Raw genomic sequence first — 15841 nt, 5'->3', positions numbered from 1 at the left:
CACGCACGGCCCGAGCCCCTCCCCCCGGTCGATTAGCCCGGCAGGATCGTGAACGGGGAGGCCGGCGGCGCTTTCCTCGGCCTCGGGCGGCTCCGTCCCTTCCGCCTTGGGGAAGCCCCCTCGATCGGCCGGGCGACGAGATCATACCCCTCGCTCGAGAGGATCTCGCAGGAGACGAGGTCCCCCGGCCGGAGGTCCCGATCTCGGACGAACACCAGGCCGTCCACGTCCGGGGCGTCGGCATACGACCGTCCCGACCAGACCCCGGGGCCCAGCTCCGCCGGCGCCGGCGCGTCGATCAGGATGTCGAGCGTCCTCCCCACCAGCGAGGCATTGAACCCGAAGGCGATCGGCTGCTGGGCGGCCATCAGGCGATCCCGGCGTTCCCGCCGAACCTCCTCGGGCAGGTGGTCGGGCAGCTTGGCGGCTGGGGTGTCGGGTTCCAGGGAGTAGGGGAAGGCTCCCAGCCGCTCGAACTTCGTCTGCTCGACGAACGCCAGCAGCTCCTCGAACTCCTCGTCGGTTTCCCCCGGGAACCCGACGATGAAGGTCGTCCGCAGCACCAGACCGGGCATCGCCTCTCGGAGCCGACGGATGATTTCCTCCGTCTCGGCCCGGGTGTGCCGGCGGTTCATCAGCTTGAGCATGCGGTCGTTGACGTGCTGGAGCGGCATGTCCAGGTACGGGATGACCTTCTTGCATCCCGACAGCGCCTCGTACAACTCGTCCGAGAAGTAATTCGGATAGTTGTAGAGGATGCGGATCCAGCGGATGCCGTCGACCTCGTCCAGCTCCCGGAGCAGCTCGGCCAGCCGGGGACGGCCGTAGAGGTCGACACCGTAATACGTCATGTCCTGCGCCACGAGGTTCAGCTCGACCACGCCATCGGCAGCCAGCTCCCTCGCCTCAGCGACGACCGCCTCGATCGGCTTGGTGACGTGCTTGCCCCGCATGTAAGGGATCGCGCAGAAGGTGCAGAAGCGGCTGCAACCCTCGGAGACCTTGAGGTACGCCAGGTGGCGAGGCGTGATGCGGAGCCGGGCCGTATCGTCGAGCGCCCGGATGGGGGCGGGATTGAAGATGGTCCGCTGCTCGTCCAGGCCGCCGAGGATGCGATCGGCGGCCTTGACGATCTCCTCCCGGCCGAAGACGCCGATGATCTGGTCGACCTCGGGCACCTCCTCCAGCAGCAGCTCCTTCTGCCGCTCGGCCAGGCAGCCGGCAACGACCACCCCCTTGATCTGCCCGGCCTGCTTGCGGTCGATCATCTCCCGGATCACCGCCAGGCTCTCGGCCCGGGCGGCGTCGATGAACCCGCACGTGTTGACGATCACGAGGTCCGCGCCGTCCGGCTCCCGAACCGGCACATAGCCGTCCTGCGCCAGCAGGCCGAGCATCCGCTCGGAGTCGACCGTGTTCTTCGGACAGCCCAGGCTGACGAAGGCGAACGTCTTCGGGGGCGCGTCTTGGTCTGATCTCATCCCGGCTCGGCTCCTGGTTGGTGACCCCCCATCATAGGCGAGGGCCACCGCTACCGCCAAGGCCGCCCGATTCCAGGAGCCCGAGGTCCGAGGAATCGATGGAGGAATCGCCGACCACCGTTGGAATCGGTCGGCGCGACTCGGGAAGGCCGGGAGTGCTCAGCCGTTCGGGTCCCCGGCAGGATCGGCCGTGACCTCGTCGGCCGGTTCCTCGGCCGGTTCCTCCGCCTTCGGGGAAACGGGGGCAGGATACCCCGGAGGCCGCTCCGAGGGGCCGGTCATTCCCTTCGGAGCACCGCCCCCACCCCCCTGGACTTCGGGATCGGCCCCCTCTCCCGGGCCCGACACCGGCCCCGAGGGGACGCCGGGATCGGGAGCCCCGGCTTCGGGTCCTTCATCCCCCCCTCCGCAGCCGATCAGGATGGAGAGGGCCATCGACGCCCAGATGCGATTCCGCATGCGATCACCTCGAATTGCTACTGGAGGTCATTGAGGATCAATCCGGTTCGATCCGACACTCGAGGCCATGATGCCGGGGCTCCCCGAGCGGGGCCCGGGCCGCCCCTCGGGACTCGTCAGCCCGGTTCCGGAGCATCCTCCCCCCCCCCTCGAACCAGCCGACCCGAGGATCTCCAGCGCCACGTCGGCCGGGTAGTGTCCCTGGCGAACCGACCGGCAAGGGATCGCCCTAGGCGAAGAACGGTTCAATGTCGCCATCACTGCCGCGGTCGAGGTAGTAATCGAGCGTCGCGACTCCACCCCGACAGGCTCGACCGGCCGAGCTGTGCCCGAAACACCTCGCTCATAACAAAATGGGAGCTGTTCTGCCAGAATCGGTGGCTCGGCTCCGTGCGAGTCCCTTCCCGATCGGCCTCTCCTCCGGTCGATGTTCGTCTCTCCGATGCGGCGGTTGGGCCGCTCGAGCGCCCCGCGCCCCCGCAGCTGGCGACGGCGACCGTATCCAGCTCCAGGCCACGCGAGTTCGACTCAAAACGAACAACACCGATCTCTTCCGACCTCCTCATATGCCAGGTCACGAGATGCGGGATGAGTCCAGATCCGGGCCGGAGCGAGGCCTCCCGGGAGCGATCACCGACGATTCTGACGCCGTCAGGGTTTTCCTTACCCACAGCCGAGTGGACAACGATCGACTGCACATACAACAGTGCTGCTCTCAACCGACCATCGATTTTCGCGAACTCGCCTACTTTTTTCTTGACTTTATTCTATCCCGCGCATGCAATGCGCGATCGCTTGAACAAGCAAGACTCGGCCATAGCGAGCCGCCGGTTCTACGAGAACAGACCGGAGGAGGCTATGCTGCAGACGAAATGCGCGGGCCGAAAGCGGCTCGGCTAGAGATCGTTCGCGGAGCGATTCGGAGTTCTCACCGACGACGAACCTGTTCTTCATTATCGAAGGGCTGGTTCAGCGTCCGCGCATTCCACGGAGGAAACAACATGATTGCAACATTTGCGCTACTAACCGGAATCACAGCACTCGCCCAGTTCCCAGGAAGCACTGATCCGAGGGTCGCCGTCGACCGCAACGGCCAATACGTCGATATTGTTTTCAAGAGCGGCACTGGCTCGCTGATGTAGTTTCTCGTAATGGGGCTTCCCCTGTCCCGTTTGCCAGTGGCAGTCTCCCATGCAACGACGTCGACGACAACGGGAACTCTGCGATTGTATGGATCGCCCCCAACCCGAATAATTCCAACACCAGAACGGTCTACTTGAAGATCAACGACTCCGCACCAATTTTGGTCGACGCAGGGGCTAATGCTCGGGTCGCGATGGGGCGGACCAATGGGACGATCGCCGTCGCATACATCGACACCGGAGGCAGCGTCATCGGTGGCCACGGGATCAACGCCACCACGAATAAAGTGAAGACCTACAACCTGACGGGGACCTTATGCATTCTCTCCCCCCTGCGCCGCGATGTCCGACGTCTCCGTTGGGGGCTACGACACGATCTACGTATTCAAGCAGAAAGTAGCTGGTTTGGATTGGGCGGTCAATTGGATCCAAACACTTTTCTGAGTGAATTCCGGAGGATAGCTGTCGTCACGGCCTATCGAGTTGATCGGCCGTGGTGAGGACTTGCCGATAACCCGTGACGGCCCCGAATTGTATCTGGTATCGGGGCTGTCACGGCGGTTCCCTGCCCGCGTGTCGTTATATCACATCAAATTACGGTTCAATTGTCCTCGTTGTATCATGCCAAGTCACAGTTCAATCTCCGAGAGGATCCGAGACGGCTCGCTCGAGGAGTACCTCCCCCGAGGGGAACGCTCCGGAAATCCACGCCGTCTCTGACCGACTCCCCACCGGGCTTCGCGAACTCTCACCTTGCAAGGAGCTTGCAAACCGACCTCGAACGCCGGTTCTCGACCCCTTTCCGGCCCGGGATGCTCGAGATCCGCCCTGCCAGCATGAGGAAGGTGGCCTGGAGGGTGTCGTCGCCCACACGCGGGTCGCTGAACCGCCAGCGGTAGGCGCCAAGCAGCATCTGCTCGTGCCGCTCGACCAAGACTGCGAAGGGGTCTTTGCCGAATCGGTTCGGATTCGACCGGGAGCAGGAGGACGACCTCGACGGGGCCGCCGCCGCCTTCACCGAGGCGATCCTCTTCGAGCCGTTTGAGCCGGAATACCACTACCGGCTGGCGATCATCGCCAACCGATTCGGCCAGACCGACCGCGCCGCCGAGCACCTCGCGATCCACCGGAGACTCAAGGAGGCCGGTGCCGAGCTTAAGGAGGCCCTGGACTCCTATCTCGACGTCGTCAAGCAGCCCGACGCCGAACCAGGAGCGTTTCGGATCGCCGTCGAGCACCTGGCCCTGCTCTGCGAGCAACTCGGCTGGGAACGGGAAGCGGAGGGCTGGCGGATGCTCGTGCCCGACTCGGACGGATCGCCCGGCCAGACGAACCCCTCGGAGTGACCTCGGCCGTCCTTAACGCGGGCCCGGCGTTCCGACCTCGCGATCAAGATGATCGAGGAGGTGGTCCAGGCCCTCCAGGTTCGCCCGGAGCTGGGCCTCGGCGTCCGCCTCGGGGACGTGGTCGAGGATGCCGACGGGGCCGGTCCAGCCGCTCTCCCGGATCGTGCGGAGCAGGAGGAGGTCCTCCTCGCCCTGGCCGATCACGAGGATCTTGCGGCCCTTCGCCTCGCCGTCGCGGTCCATGCCGTTGAGGTTCAGGGCGAGCAGGTGCGGCCTCATCGCCTCCAGGAGCTCGGGGAATCGGTCAAGGTGCGGGTGGCCGTGATGCAGGTTGTACACGAGGCCGACGTTCGGCAGGTTGAGGGCCTCGATGACGGCAATCTGGTTCTCCGGCTCGCCGAACCAGCCGCCGTGGTTGTAGAGGGCGACCGAGCAACCGACCTTGGCGGCGGCCTCGGCGATCGGCCGGATGCGGTCGGCCTCGGCGGCGATTCGGGCGGCCTGTTCCTCCGGCGAGGAGGTCGGCTCTCCTCCTCCCGTCACCCAGAGCTGCGGGGTCAGGCCCCGGGCGGCGATGCGATCGAGCAGGAACCTCGCGTCGGCGTCCATCGTCCCGGGGAACCAGAGCGCGGTCAGCTCGATGCTGTGGCGGTCGAGGGCCTCCAGCTCCTCGTCGAACGTTGGCAGGTGCTCCGCCCGCCAGTCGTAGGCGAGGCGACGGATTCCGAGCCGGTCGAGCATCGCGGCCCGCTCCTCCGGCCCCCGCTTCGAAGCGTCGAACGGCACGATGCACCAGGCGACCAGATTCTCCCGGGCGAACAGGCCGTCCGGGTCGTCGGCCCCCGGCGCGGTCGAAGACGCGAGCGGCGTCCAGAGCAGCATCGGGGCCAGGATCGCGGTGAACATGGTCGTCAAGCTCCGAGGGACAGCCAGGCTCTCACCTTCCGGAGGAGATCGCGACCGTCGGGAGAGCGGGGTCGGGAAGGATCGATTGCCGGACGCCCCTGAGCGGCCTACCATGACCATCTCCCGGGAGTCCGGACCGCCCCACCTTCGCCGAGCCGATGCCCCAATTCAAGCTTCTCGCCCTCGACGTGGACGGCACCCTCATCGGCAAGGACGGCGTCCTCCGGCCGAGCACCGCCGCCGCCGTCTCCCGAGCCGCCGCCGCAGGGATTCGCCCGGTCCTCTGTACCGGGAGACGCTACCGGAGGGCCTTGCCGGTGGCCCGGCAACTGGGCCTCGACGCCCCGGTCGTGTGCAACTCCGGCGCTCTGGTCAAGGAAACCGGAACCCACGCCACGCTCTGGCGGGCGGGACTCGGTCCGGAGCTGGCCGGGGCGGTGCTCTCCGAGCTGAGACGACTGGGTGAACCGGCGGTTTCGATCGTCGACCACGCCGAATCCCCCCCCGACTTCCTCGTGCCCGCCCGGCCGACCGGCCGCCTCCTGTTCGACGACTTCGTGGAGCGGAACGGGCCCTACGCCCTGGTCGACCCGGACTGGATGAACCGGCCCGGCGACGACTCCCACTTCCACCTCTTCGCCGTCGGAGAACGGGAGGCGATGCTCGAGGTCGAGGCCGCGCTGCTCGACGCCGTGCCCGAGTCGATTCGCACCTTCGTGTTGCACACCTCCGCCTATCCCGGGACGATGTGCGAGATCCTCCACCCCGAGGCCAGCAAGTGGTCGGCCGTGCTCCACCTGGCCGAGCGCTGGGGGATCGGCCCCGAGGCGATCGCCGCCGTCGGCGACGATGTCAACGACCTCCCCATGATCCGGGGCGCCGGCCTCGGCGTCGCCATGGGCCAGGCCCCTGAGGTCGTCCGCCTCGCCGCCGACCTCGTCGCCCCCGAGTTCGAGGCCGACGGGGTGGCGGCCGTCATCGACGAGGTGCTCCTCTCCTGAGGAGGGCGATGGCGAGCGATGCCCGATCTCCACGAGATGCTGCCCGGGGATCAGGCCAATTGACCGGCACCGAGGATCGCGTCCGACCCCCGTCCCTCCTCCTCCATCGGACAAGCGACCGCCATCAGCCGCCCGGTGACGACACCCAGCGAGCCTCAATCACCTACCATCGGCTCGTGAACGTCCTCCCCCACTCGACCTCCCCTCCCGCCGACGGATCCGAGAGGAGGATCCGTCGCCGAAACCGACGAGAGCCCGCCATGCGTTCCGACCCCGAGCCCAGCCACTCCCAGACTCCCTCCCGCTCCACCCCGCCGGCGTCCTGGTCCCGAGAGCCGGAGGGGGACGCCACGATCGAGGAGAACTGGCTGTTCAGCCTCCGTCGGGAGCGGTATCGATCTCGGCGTTCGGGCCTGGTGCATGAGTTCTACGTGGTCCACCTGGCGGATGCGGTCAACGTGATCGCCCTCACACCGGATCGCCGCCTCCTCCTGGTCGACCAGTTTCGCGCCGGCTCCGGACGAGACAGCCTGGAGACGCCTGGCGGGCTGCTCGACCCGGGGGAAGATCCCCTGGCCGCCGGCGCCCGGGAGCTGCTGGAGGAAACCGGATACGCCGGCGACCCGCCGGTGTTGCTCAACACGGTCTGGTCCTGCCCATCGCTGCTCACCTCCCGGATCAGCACCATCCTGATCACCAACGCCCGCCGCGTCTCGGAGCCGACGTGCGACGAGGGCGAGGAGCTGCGTCTGGAGCTCGTCCCCGCTCGGGAAGTCCCCCGCCTCCTCCGGGACGGCCGGATCAGCCACGCGCTCTGCGTTCAGGGCCTGCTCTGGTGGCTCGTCTCCGAACTCCCCGACACCCCCCTGGAGCTCCCCGAGGTCTTCCGCCCGGCCGACCGCCAGCTCAACCTCTCCTCGGTGATGATCGCCGTCTCCGTCGTCGCCCTCGTCCTGGGCTCGATCCGCTGGATCTCCGCGATCGACCCGCCGATCAGTCTCTTCCTGCTGTACCTGATGCTCCTGCTCCCGTCCTACCTCCTCGTCGATCGCGTCCTCGATCCCCGACCCCGCTCCATCCTCTCCCGCTCCAGGCCCCGCCTCGCCCGACGAAGCCTGATCCGGCTCCTCGCCAGCTTCGGCCTCGCCCTGTTCCTTTGGGTCGGAGGGGCGTTGGTGCTCTGGGTTTCCCAGGGCTGATCCTCCCCCTTGAAGCGAAGCCCTCCCGGCTCAGGGCGGAGCACGTCTCAAGCGATCCGGGGGAACGTTCGTGGATCCCGGGCTCGCGAAGATCCTGAACGGAGATCGAGGGCATCGGGTCCGAGGAAACGGGTAGAGCGCCTGGGGAGGGCCCTTGCGGTGGATCGGTCAGGAGGCAGGGCCCGGCCAAGTACCGATCCTCCTCCGGTATCCGAGGCGATGAGCCGGCCGCCGCTCGACAATCGGCCAGCTCACCAGGGCCGGACTCGACCGCCGGCCTTCCGCTTGTCTGGGTCCGATTCGGCCTGGCAGGCTCGGTTGGCTCGATCGTTCGGGAGGTCGGCTCGACCGCCGAGCGAGGCGGCCGACCTCCGCCTCCTCGTCCCGACCGCGGGAGAGCGAGCGACGATCCCGGAGGCGCGAACCGGCAGCGGCGCGATTCAGCCGGCGACGTAGGCGCCGGCGGATCGCCGACCCCGGACGCTGTGGGGGAAGAGCCCTTCCTGGTCCAGGGTGCCAGCGGGATCGAGGGGGATGGGCTGGAAGTCGGTCTCGAACGTGAGGTGGGGGTGAGCCTCTACGTCGGCCTTCATCGCGGGAGAGACCCAGAGGGTGTCGACCTCCAGCGTGTTGGGGATGAAGACGACGCGGGCCTCCTCCGGCCGGATCCGCCAGCACGTCTCCAGGCAGACGCGGAGCACGTCGCGATCGGTGGGCAGGGTGATCGGAATGCGGGCGCGCTCGAGAAAGCACGAGGTGAGCACGTTGATCCGGAAGGGCTCCGGGTCCATCTTCTTCACCAGGCGCTCGGTCGTCAGGTCGGCAAAACCGACGCCAACGATGTTGCCGTGGCTCTCCTCCGAGACATCCAGCACGGCGAGCCGGGTGACCTTCGGCCGGTCGAAGTCGGGCATCGTCTCGACCATCAGGCGGCCGATGACATTGGGATCCATTCCCGCACCGGAATAGTTCTTGCCCAGCTCTCCGACGATCAGCACATCGATCTGGTCGAACGGCAGGCGCCCCATCAGCTCCCGGGCTCGGCGAAGCAGCTGGGGTTCGAGCTCGAAGATCGTCTCCGGCTCCAGGGCGACGATCTCGGCGGGCTCGTCCTTCGCGTTCTCCAGGATCGCCAGGCCAAGCGCGAACCGGGTGTGCTCGACCAGGAACCGGCCGACGGCGGGAAGAACCTCCCGCATGCCGGTCAGGCCGAGGGTATGGACCTGGCTGGCCCCCTCTCGCTTGCCCAGGCCGATGACCAGCATCTTCAGGATGCCCGACTCGTGATCGGCGGTGAAGTCCGTATGCGGCTTCACCCGGTTGAGCAGCACGATGCCGTCGGCCTCGTAGGCGTTCTTGTCGAAGTAGATCGGCAGGCCGACGGGATTCGTCCCGAGGACGACCGACTCCATCTCGGTGCGGACCTCGACCCCCATCCGATCGGGAGTGATGCCATAGCCGGCCAGAAGCTCGCGCTGGCCCTCGGCGGTGGCCCCGCCGTGGCTGCCCATCGCGGCGACGATGAAGGGGCGAAAGCCCATCCCCTTCAGCTCGTCGACCGCCGCCCGGGCGATCGTCGGGATCGCGGCGATGCCCCGACTGCCGACCCCCACGGCGACCCTCCCGCCGGCGGGCACGCGCTCGGCGATCCGGCTCCCCCGGATCAGGCGGCGGACCGTGCCGGCGACGTCCTCGACACAGGGCTGGGGGATCGTCTGCCGGACCCGGGCGATCGGCGGGAACTCCATCGGGGCGGACCCTCTTCGAGCGGTTCGAGGCGGGGGAACGTTGGCGGGAAGAAGCCCACGGGGCTCCTGTCCCTCATTAGAATCGGGCATAACCGATGAGACAAGGTGGGGACGGCCTCCTGGAAGGGGTGGGAGACGCTCCTGGCCACGGCGAGCCGCAAGAATGCGGGGCCTTCGCAACCGATCCGAGCCCTCCTGACCCGGCTCCGGTCCTTCCGGTCGGCTCCCGGCGGCGGCAAAGGGGAATTGACGGCCCCGGCGGGAGGCCGATAGCCTGACGGAAGTCGGGTCCGAGGGGACGGCCGGCCGCCGGAGCCGGGCCCGGGGAGGGTGCGCCGTGGCCTCGTTGTTCGTCGTCCAGGGGGCCGATCGGGGAAAGCGGTTCGAGCTGCCAGGAGGCCCGGCGGCGCTGGGGAGGGAGCGGACTAGCCCGATCCGGCTGCACGACAGCGAGGTCTCCCGACGCCACGCCGAGGTCCGCCCCGAAGGCCCTGAAGGATACCGGATCGTCGACCTCGGCTCGGCCAACGGCACGTTCGTCAACGGTCAGCTCGTCGACCAGGCGACGCTCCGCCCCGGCGACCGCGTGCAGATCGGCTCGACCGTCCTTCTCTTCGACTCCAGTCCGGCCTCCCGAGACGACCTGACCGATCGGGTCGACGTGCTCGCATTGGCCCGGGCCGAGGACCGCTCCGAGATCGTGCGCAGCCTGCCGGTCGGCCACGGCCAGCGGGTGCTCGGGGAACCCGAGTCGGCCAACGAGTGGCTCAAGGTCCGCCTGGCCAACCTCTCGGTCATGTACCAGGCGACCCGGGCGATCAGCCACGTCCTCGACCCGGACGCCCTGCTGCCCCAGATCCTCCAACTGGTCTTCGAGTCGATCGGAGCCGACCGGGGCGCCATCCTCCTCTTCGACGATCGGAGGGAGCTCCACCCCAAGGCCGTCCGCTGGCGAGGCCCGGTGGAGGACCCCGAGGAGCGGATGCGCATCTCCCGGTCGATCGTCGACCACGTGCTCACCGAGGGCCAGGGGGTCATCACCTTCGACGCCCCCGTCGACCGCCGCTTCGGGCCCTCCCAGTCGATCGTCGACTACGGCATCCGGGAGGCGATCTGCGTCCCGGTCCAGGGCCGGCACACGACGCTCGGCGTCCTGTACGCCGACGTCCGAGGCTCCCGAGAAGTCGAGGTCGAGGGACCCGATCGGGGCCGACCGAAGGGGAAATTCACCCAGGAGCACCTGATGCTCATGGTCGCCATCGGCCACCAGGCCGGGATGGCGATCGAGAGCACCAACTTTTACCGAGACAAGCTGGAGGCCGAGCGGCTGGCGGCCGTCGGCCAGACGATCGCCACCCTGAGCCATCACATCAAAAACATCATGCAGGGTATCAAGGGAGGCAGCTACCTCGTCGAGATGGGGCTCAGCCAGCAAGACGAGGGGATCATCCGCAAGGGCTGGGGGATCGTCGAGAAGAATCAGGCCAAGATCTACAACCTCGTGATGGACATGCTCTCCTACTCCAAGGACCGCGAGCCGGCCCTGGAGCCCAGCGACCTGAACGAGGTGGTCGGCGACGTCGTCGAGCTGATGCAAACCCGAGCCGCCGAGCTCGCCGTCACCCTGGAGTGGAGGCCCGCCGACAAGCTCCCCAAGGTCCAGCTCGACCCCGACGGCATCCACCGCGCCGTCCTGAACATCGTCACCAATGCCCTCGACGCCGCCGAGGGCCGGCCGGATCCGAAGGTGGTCGTCTCAACCGGGATCGACCCGACGGCGACCCTCGCCCGGATCTCGGTGGAGGACAACGGCATCGGCATCCCGGAGGCCGAGCAGGCGACCATCTTCGAGGTGTTCGCCTCGACCAAGGGCGCACGAGGCACCGGGCTCGGCCTGCCGGTCTCGGACAAGATCGTCCGAGAGCACGGCGGCCGGATCCTCGTCGAGTCCACCCCCGGCCAGGGCTCCCGATTCACCATCGAGCTGCCGATTCGACCGGCCGAGGAGGCCGCCGACGAGGACGGCCTCGCCACCGGCGGCGACTGATCGCTCAATCGCCCGGAAGAGGGAGCCCCCCTCCGTCACCGGCCGCCTTTCGCCTCGTTCGGCCGGATCCGGACCGCCAGCAGCCGGCCGGCACGCTGGCCGAGCTCCCGCCACCGCTCGGGGAGCGGTCCGGGGGCACTCCCGGCCCGATCATCGATCGGATCGGGACGGCCGTGGGCGTCGACCTGGACGAACTGCATCAGCCCATCCATCCAGTCGTCCGATCTCCCCGCCAGGGGCATTCCCCGCAGGGCGACGACGACCTGGGCCCGGGAGCGATGCACTTCCCTCCCTCGGAGTTCGACGACCTGGCCCACGGGGACCGGCTCGTAGCACCGCAGGTCGAGCACTCGCTTGAGCACGAGGTTGGCCGACTCCCCCACGGCGCGATATCCGGTCGCGTAGGCTGCCTCCAGCGCCAGGGACAGCAGCACTCCGGCGTAGAGGGTCCCGTGGTGGTTGGCATCCCGGGGGAGGATCAGGCGATGCGTGAGGGTCTCACTGGGCTCCTCGGCTGCCATCCCGACGATCCTCCGAACGACCCGAGGGGCGGCCCAGCCGTCCCCGATCGCCCCGAGCCTATCACGGCAGTCCCCAGTCGGCAACTCGGCCCGGCGTGAGTTCCCGGGGCGCTCGGCTCGATTGATCGACGTCGATTCGTCCTGGAGGCTTGGGTGCCTCGAGCGCCGGGTCTGCCCAGGGTTCCCCGATCGAAGCACCGATCGCCGAGCCCCTGGGAGTCGGATCCGACCCGAGTCGAACCGAGGTCGAGTTCCTGACTCCGATCGGGCCGGCACAGGGTTTTCTCTAGACCCTCCGCCTCGGGTCCCTCCCGTGCGATCGCGCCGTCGTCGATCCCTCGCGGTGCGGCCCCGCCAGGGTCCAAGACGGACAAACCACGCCGGAGGCCCTGGGTTGCGAGACGGTCGGCCGACCTCCACCCCTGTCGAAGAGATCGGCAGGCCTGCGCTCCCGGCGAGCACCCCCTCTGAACTCCGGCGCCCGCCCCCACCACCCGAACCTCGACGCCTCCCCCCCCCGGGATCGGGGCGAGCCTAGGCTCGACAGTCTCCCCTCAGGGACCGACCATCCGCGACTCAGACGAGTCCCCGGGAATGACATAGGTTTTCTTCGATCATTCACGGGTTCGACCGCCCTGGATCGCATGCTCGTGGTATGGCTTTCATACTGGCGATCGCCCCCGCTCAGGACCCCGAGTCCACGAGATTCGGTCACAGCGAGGGCGGGGCATCGTAGAGTCGGCGGTTTCGCGTTGATGCGGAGCCACCCCCATGAGGCCCACGATCACCACTCACGTTTAATCAGCCAACCTTGAGCTTATTCAAACAATGACCTGGCTTCCGGCAAGCCGACAGGGTGATTCGAGGAGGTTCGCAGGGCCGGCATCGCCGGCTGGGCGAGCGTCCGCGGTCACCGCGCTGTCGTCGGGCCGGTCGTCCTGCCGATCAGTACTCCTGGTCGGCAGCGGGACGGCCCCGGGCGACGTCCGTCCGGGAGAGCGAGTCGAGGTGCGATCGAGGGTGGACCGGGGAGATGACACATCCGTCGATCTTGGAGTTCCTGGAGCACCTGAGGAGGGAACGCGGAGCCTCGGCCCACACGCTCAGGGGATATCAGGGGGACCTGGCGGTGTTCCTGGAGTTCCTGGGCGAGTCGGCGGGGGAGGACGCCCCGGATCCGCTCGTCTCGGACGGCAAGCGGCTCCGGGCGTATGCGGCCTGGCTGTCGGGCCGGGGCTACTCGGCGGGGACGATCTCCCGGAGGCTGGCGAGCCTTCGATCGTTCTTCCGCTTCCATCGCCGGCAGGGGACGGTGCCGGTCGACCCGACGGCCAGTCTGCGCAACCCGAAGCAGCCGAGGAGGCTGCCGCGCGCGCTTCGGGTCGAGGACGTCATCCGGTTGCTGGAGTCGATCCCCTCGGCGACCCCGCTGGACCTGCGCGACCGGGCGATGTTCGAGACGCTCTACGGCGGCGGACTGCGGGTGGCCGAGCTGGTCGGTCTGGATCTGGACGACCTGGACACGGAGCGGGGGACCGTCCGGGTGCGCGGCAAGGGGCGTCGCGAACGGCTCGCTCCCATCGGGCCGGAAGCGGTTTACTGGCTCGGCCGATGGCTGGCCTCCCGTCGCCCGGCCCGGCCCGACGAACCGGCGATCTTCCTGAACCGATACGGCAAGCGACTCTCGACGCGCAGCGTCGATCGGCTGTTTCGCGCCCGGCTGCTCGCCCTGGGACTCGATCCCAAGGCCAGCCCCCACGCCCTGCGGCACAGCTTCGCCACGCACCTGCTCGACCGGGGTGCCGACCTCCGCAGCGTTCAGGAATTGCTGGGGCATCGTCGCCTGACGACAACCCAAGTTTATACCCACGTTTCTCGGGAGCGGTTGCTGGAAGCCTACCGGAAAAGCTTACCGAACGCCTGAGCCGGGCCCATCCCTCCGGGCTCGCCCTCGCTTTGGCCGCCCCCGAGTCGGGCCGGCCCCCCCGCCAACCCCTCCGCCAAGGGCCCCTTGATGGCCCCGGGACTCTCCCCGCCGCTCCGTCGCGGCCCCGATCGATCGAAGCGGACACCGTCACGTCGCGCCTGCTCGAGTCGGCCGAAGGGCTTCGGCCATCGCGGAAGACGCTGGAGCCCCGCCGGAGATGGCGGCGGCCTCGCATCGAGATGCTCCCATGAATGAGACTCGCATCCTGATCGTCCACCCGGATTCCTCGGCGCGCACGCTGATGACCTCCATGCTCCAGACGCTCGGCGTCCGGTTGGAGGAGGCCGACAGCGACCGGGCGGCCGTGCGCCGCCTCGAGCGGGGGGACATCAACCTGCTGATCGCGGGCGTCGACCCCGACGACCCGGATGCCCTGGAACTGCTGCACTATGTCAAACGGAAATTCCCCGGCCTGCCGGTGATCCTGCTCTTCTCGGTCGCCGACGCCGAGCGCACCCGGGAAGCGCGCCAGCGCGGCGCCGAGGTGGTCGTCCGCTTCCCGCTGCCCGCCACTCAGTTGCGGGCCGCGGTGGCGCAGTTGCTGGGTCAGGCCGAGCCGGCCCCACGCTCGTCGGCCCTCGGGAACGGACCCACCGCGGCGATCGGCCACGGCGGGCCCCTCGGCCCGACGGACGGCGAGAGCGCGATGAACTCGGCCTCACCGGCCACCGTGGAGGCTGACGCCGGCCACGGCTGGACGGTCCTCAGCTCGACCACCGCCCCCCCGGCCACCGCGTCGTGGACGGGGGCAGAGCGGACCGAGGCCGTCCTCGTCGGTGAGGACGAAAGCCTCCGGCAGGCGATCGAGCTGGCCGAGACGATCGCCGCCACCCGGGCCCCGGTGCTCATCCACGGCGAGCCCGGCACGGGGAAGAGCCTGGTGGCCCGCACCCTGCACCACCAGAGCCCTCGCGGACGAGGGCCCTTCATCGAGCTGCGCTGCCTGGGAGACCCGTCCGAGGAGATCGAGCGGGCCCTCTTCGGGGAACGCCCGGCGGTCGGGCCCGCCACCGCTGGCGAGCTGGCCCGAGCCCGAGGCGGCACGCTCTACATCGACGACGTCGCCACCCTGGGTCCCGAGCTCCAGGGCCGGCTGCTCCGCCTGCTCCGCGACGGCGAGTACGAGCCCCTCGGCTCGAGCCGCGTCGAGCGATCCGATGTCCGGCTGGTGCTCGGCACCCGGGAGGATCTGGTCGAACAGGTCGAGCGCGGCCGGTTCCGCCAGGACCTCTACTACCGGATCAGCGTCGTCACCCTGAAGCTGCCTCCACTCCGGCATCGCGGCAGCGACATCGAGCGGCTGGCCGAGCACTTCCGGGCCCGCGCCGCCAAGCGGTTCGACCGGCCGATCATCGGCTTCGCCCCGCAAGCCCTGGTGATGCTCCGACGCTACCACTGGCCGGGGAACGTCCAGGAGCTGGAGGCCGCCATCGAACGCGCGGTGCTGCTCTGCCGGGGCCGCTACATCGAGCCGGGCGACCTGGGCGTTGTCGTCTCCGCGAACCCGATGTCCGGCGGCCTCCGCACCCCCGGCGGCCGGGTCGGTACCGGTCAGATCCGCCCGCTGAAGGAGGCACTCGAGGAGCCGGAGAAGCGGATCATCCTAGAGGCGCTCGAAGCCCTCGGCTGGAACCGCCAGGAAACGGCCCGCGTCCTCGACATCAACCGGACCACGCTCTACAAGAAGATGAAGAAGTACGGGTTGCTCTGCGACGAGGTCGTCTGGGCCAACTGACTCAGGGGGTGGGTCCCCTCCGGTTGGCCCAGGATCGCGACGACGGCCGAGGCCGGGGACGAGGTCTCCGACGTCGGCCGTCGTTGCTTGCGCGCCGGCGCCGATCAGGAGTCAGTCAGCCTCCGAGACCTCGCGATCGACCGGGTGTGACCGACGAATGATGTGGTTCGCGGCCCCTCCGGACTCGCTTACGCCGCCACCGGGTATCCCTCCCGGCTGAGCCTGCCCCAGAACTGCTCCCAGCGACCCGTCGTGTACGTCAACGCTCT

General features: G+C 68.5%; 12 protein-coding genes. 7 read left to right on the top strand and 5 right to left on the bottom strand.

From position 1 onward, the window contains the following. Nucleotides 1-32 precede the first annotated feature (32 nt). Nucleotides 33-1481, bottom strand: a complete 1449-nt coding sequence (gene rimO / locus TsocGM_RS04405; RefSeq protein WP_126724108.1) for a 30S ribosomal protein S12 methylthiotransferase RimO — start codon at nucleotides 1479-1481, stop codon at nucleotides 33-35. Nucleotides 1482-3216: 1735 nt separating this feature from the next. Between rimO and TsocGM_RS04400 the strand changes: the two genes are divergently transcribed. After that, the gene (locus TsocGM_RS04400; protein WP_126724107.1) at nucleotides 3217-3582 is read left to right on the top strand and encodes a hypothetical protein; all 366 of its coding nucleotides are present in this window, start codon (nucleotides 3217-3219) and stop codon (nucleotides 3580-3582) included. Nucleotides 3583-3830: 248 nt separating this feature from the next. On the opposite strand, the gene TsocGM_RS25780 is transcribed toward TsocGM_RS04400, so the two are convergent. Next, nucleotides 3831-3995: a hypothetical protein gene (locus TsocGM_RS25780; protein ID WP_158633375.1), complete on the bottom strand. Its 165-nt coding sequence runs from the start codon at nucleotides 3993-3995 to the stop codon at nucleotides 3831-3833. Nucleotides 3996-4032: 37 nt separating this feature from the next. On the opposite strand from TsocGM_RS25780, the gene TsocGM_RS04390 reads away from it, so the two are divergent. Further along, a complete protein-coding gene (locus TsocGM_RS04390; RefSeq protein ID WP_126724105.1) occupies nucleotides 4033-4428 on the top strand; it encodes a tetratricopeptide repeat protein in 396 nt (131 codons plus the stop codon). A 12-nt stretch (nucleotides 4429-4440) separates the two neighbouring features. On the opposite strand, the gene TsocGM_RS04385 is transcribed toward TsocGM_RS04390, so the two are convergent. After that, the gene (locus tag TsocGM_RS04385; protein WP_126724104.1) at nucleotides 4441-5334 is read right to left on the bottom strand and encodes a sugar phosphate isomerase/epimerase family protein; all 894 of its coding nucleotides are present in this window, start codon (nucleotides 5332-5334) and stop codon (nucleotides 4441-4443) included. A gap of 158 nt (nucleotides 5335-5492) precedes the next feature. On the opposite strand from TsocGM_RS04385, the gene TsocGM_RS04380 reads away from it, so the two are divergent. Continuing rightward, nucleotides 5493-6335 carry an HAD family hydrolase gene (locus tag TsocGM_RS04380; RefSeq protein ID WP_126724103.1) on the top strand — a complete coding sequence of 281 codons (843 nt, stop codon included), beginning with the start codon at nucleotides 5493-5495 and terminating at the stop codon, nucleotides 6333-6335. 260 nt (nucleotides 6336-6595) lie between these two features. Then, nucleotides 6596-7534, top strand: a complete 939-nt coding sequence (locus TsocGM_RS04375; RefSeq protein ID WP_126724102.1) for an NUDIX hydrolase — start codon at nucleotides 6596-6598, stop codon at nucleotides 7532-7534. Nucleotides 7535-7974: 440 nt separating this feature from the next. On the opposite strand, the gene TsocGM_RS04370 is transcribed toward TsocGM_RS04375, so the two are convergent. Continuing rightward, a complete protein-coding gene (locus TsocGM_RS04370) occupies nucleotides 7975-9282 on the bottom strand; it encodes a lactate racemase domain-containing protein (protein ID WP_126724101.1) in 1308 nt (435 codons plus the stop codon). 337 nt (nucleotides 9283-9619) lie between these two features. Here TsocGM_RS04370 and TsocGM_RS04365 point away from each other — a divergent pair, with 337 nt between their 5' ends. Further along, entirely contained in the window at nucleotides 9620-11329 is a 1710-nt protein-coding gene (locus TsocGM_RS04365; protein ID WP_126724100.1) for an ATP-binding protein, read from the top strand. Between the two features lie 35 nt (nucleotides 11330-11364). Here TsocGM_RS04365 and TsocGM_RS04360 read toward each other — a convergent pair whose 3' ends face one another. Then, a complete protein-coding gene (locus TsocGM_RS04360) occupies nucleotides 11365-11850 on the bottom strand; it encodes an acyl-CoA thioesterase (protein WP_233578317.1) in 486 nt (161 codons plus the stop codon). A gap of 1033 nt (nucleotides 11851-12883) precedes the next feature. On the opposite strand from TsocGM_RS04360, the gene TsocGM_RS04355 reads away from it, so the two are divergent. Further along, entirely contained in the window at nucleotides 12884-13774 is an 891-nt protein-coding gene (locus TsocGM_RS04355) for a tyrosine recombinase XerC (protein WP_126724099.1), read from the top strand. 250 nt (nucleotides 13775-14024) lie between these two features. After that, nucleotides 14025-15572, top strand: coding sequence for a sigma-54-dependent transcriptional regulator (locus TsocGM_RS04350; RefSeq protein WP_126724098.1), 1548 nt, complete (start codon nucleotides 14025-14027; stop codon nucleotides 15570-15572). Nucleotides 15573-15841 lie beyond the last annotated feature (269 nt).

It is taken from the genome of Tautonia sociabilis (genome assembly GCF_003977685.1).
GTDB lineage: Bacteria > Planctomycetota > Planctomycetia > Isosphaerales > Isosphaeraceae > Tautonia > Tautonia sociabilis.
Note: the sequence above shows the minus strand (reverse complement) of the source record. Positions and strands in the feature narration are given on the sequence as shown.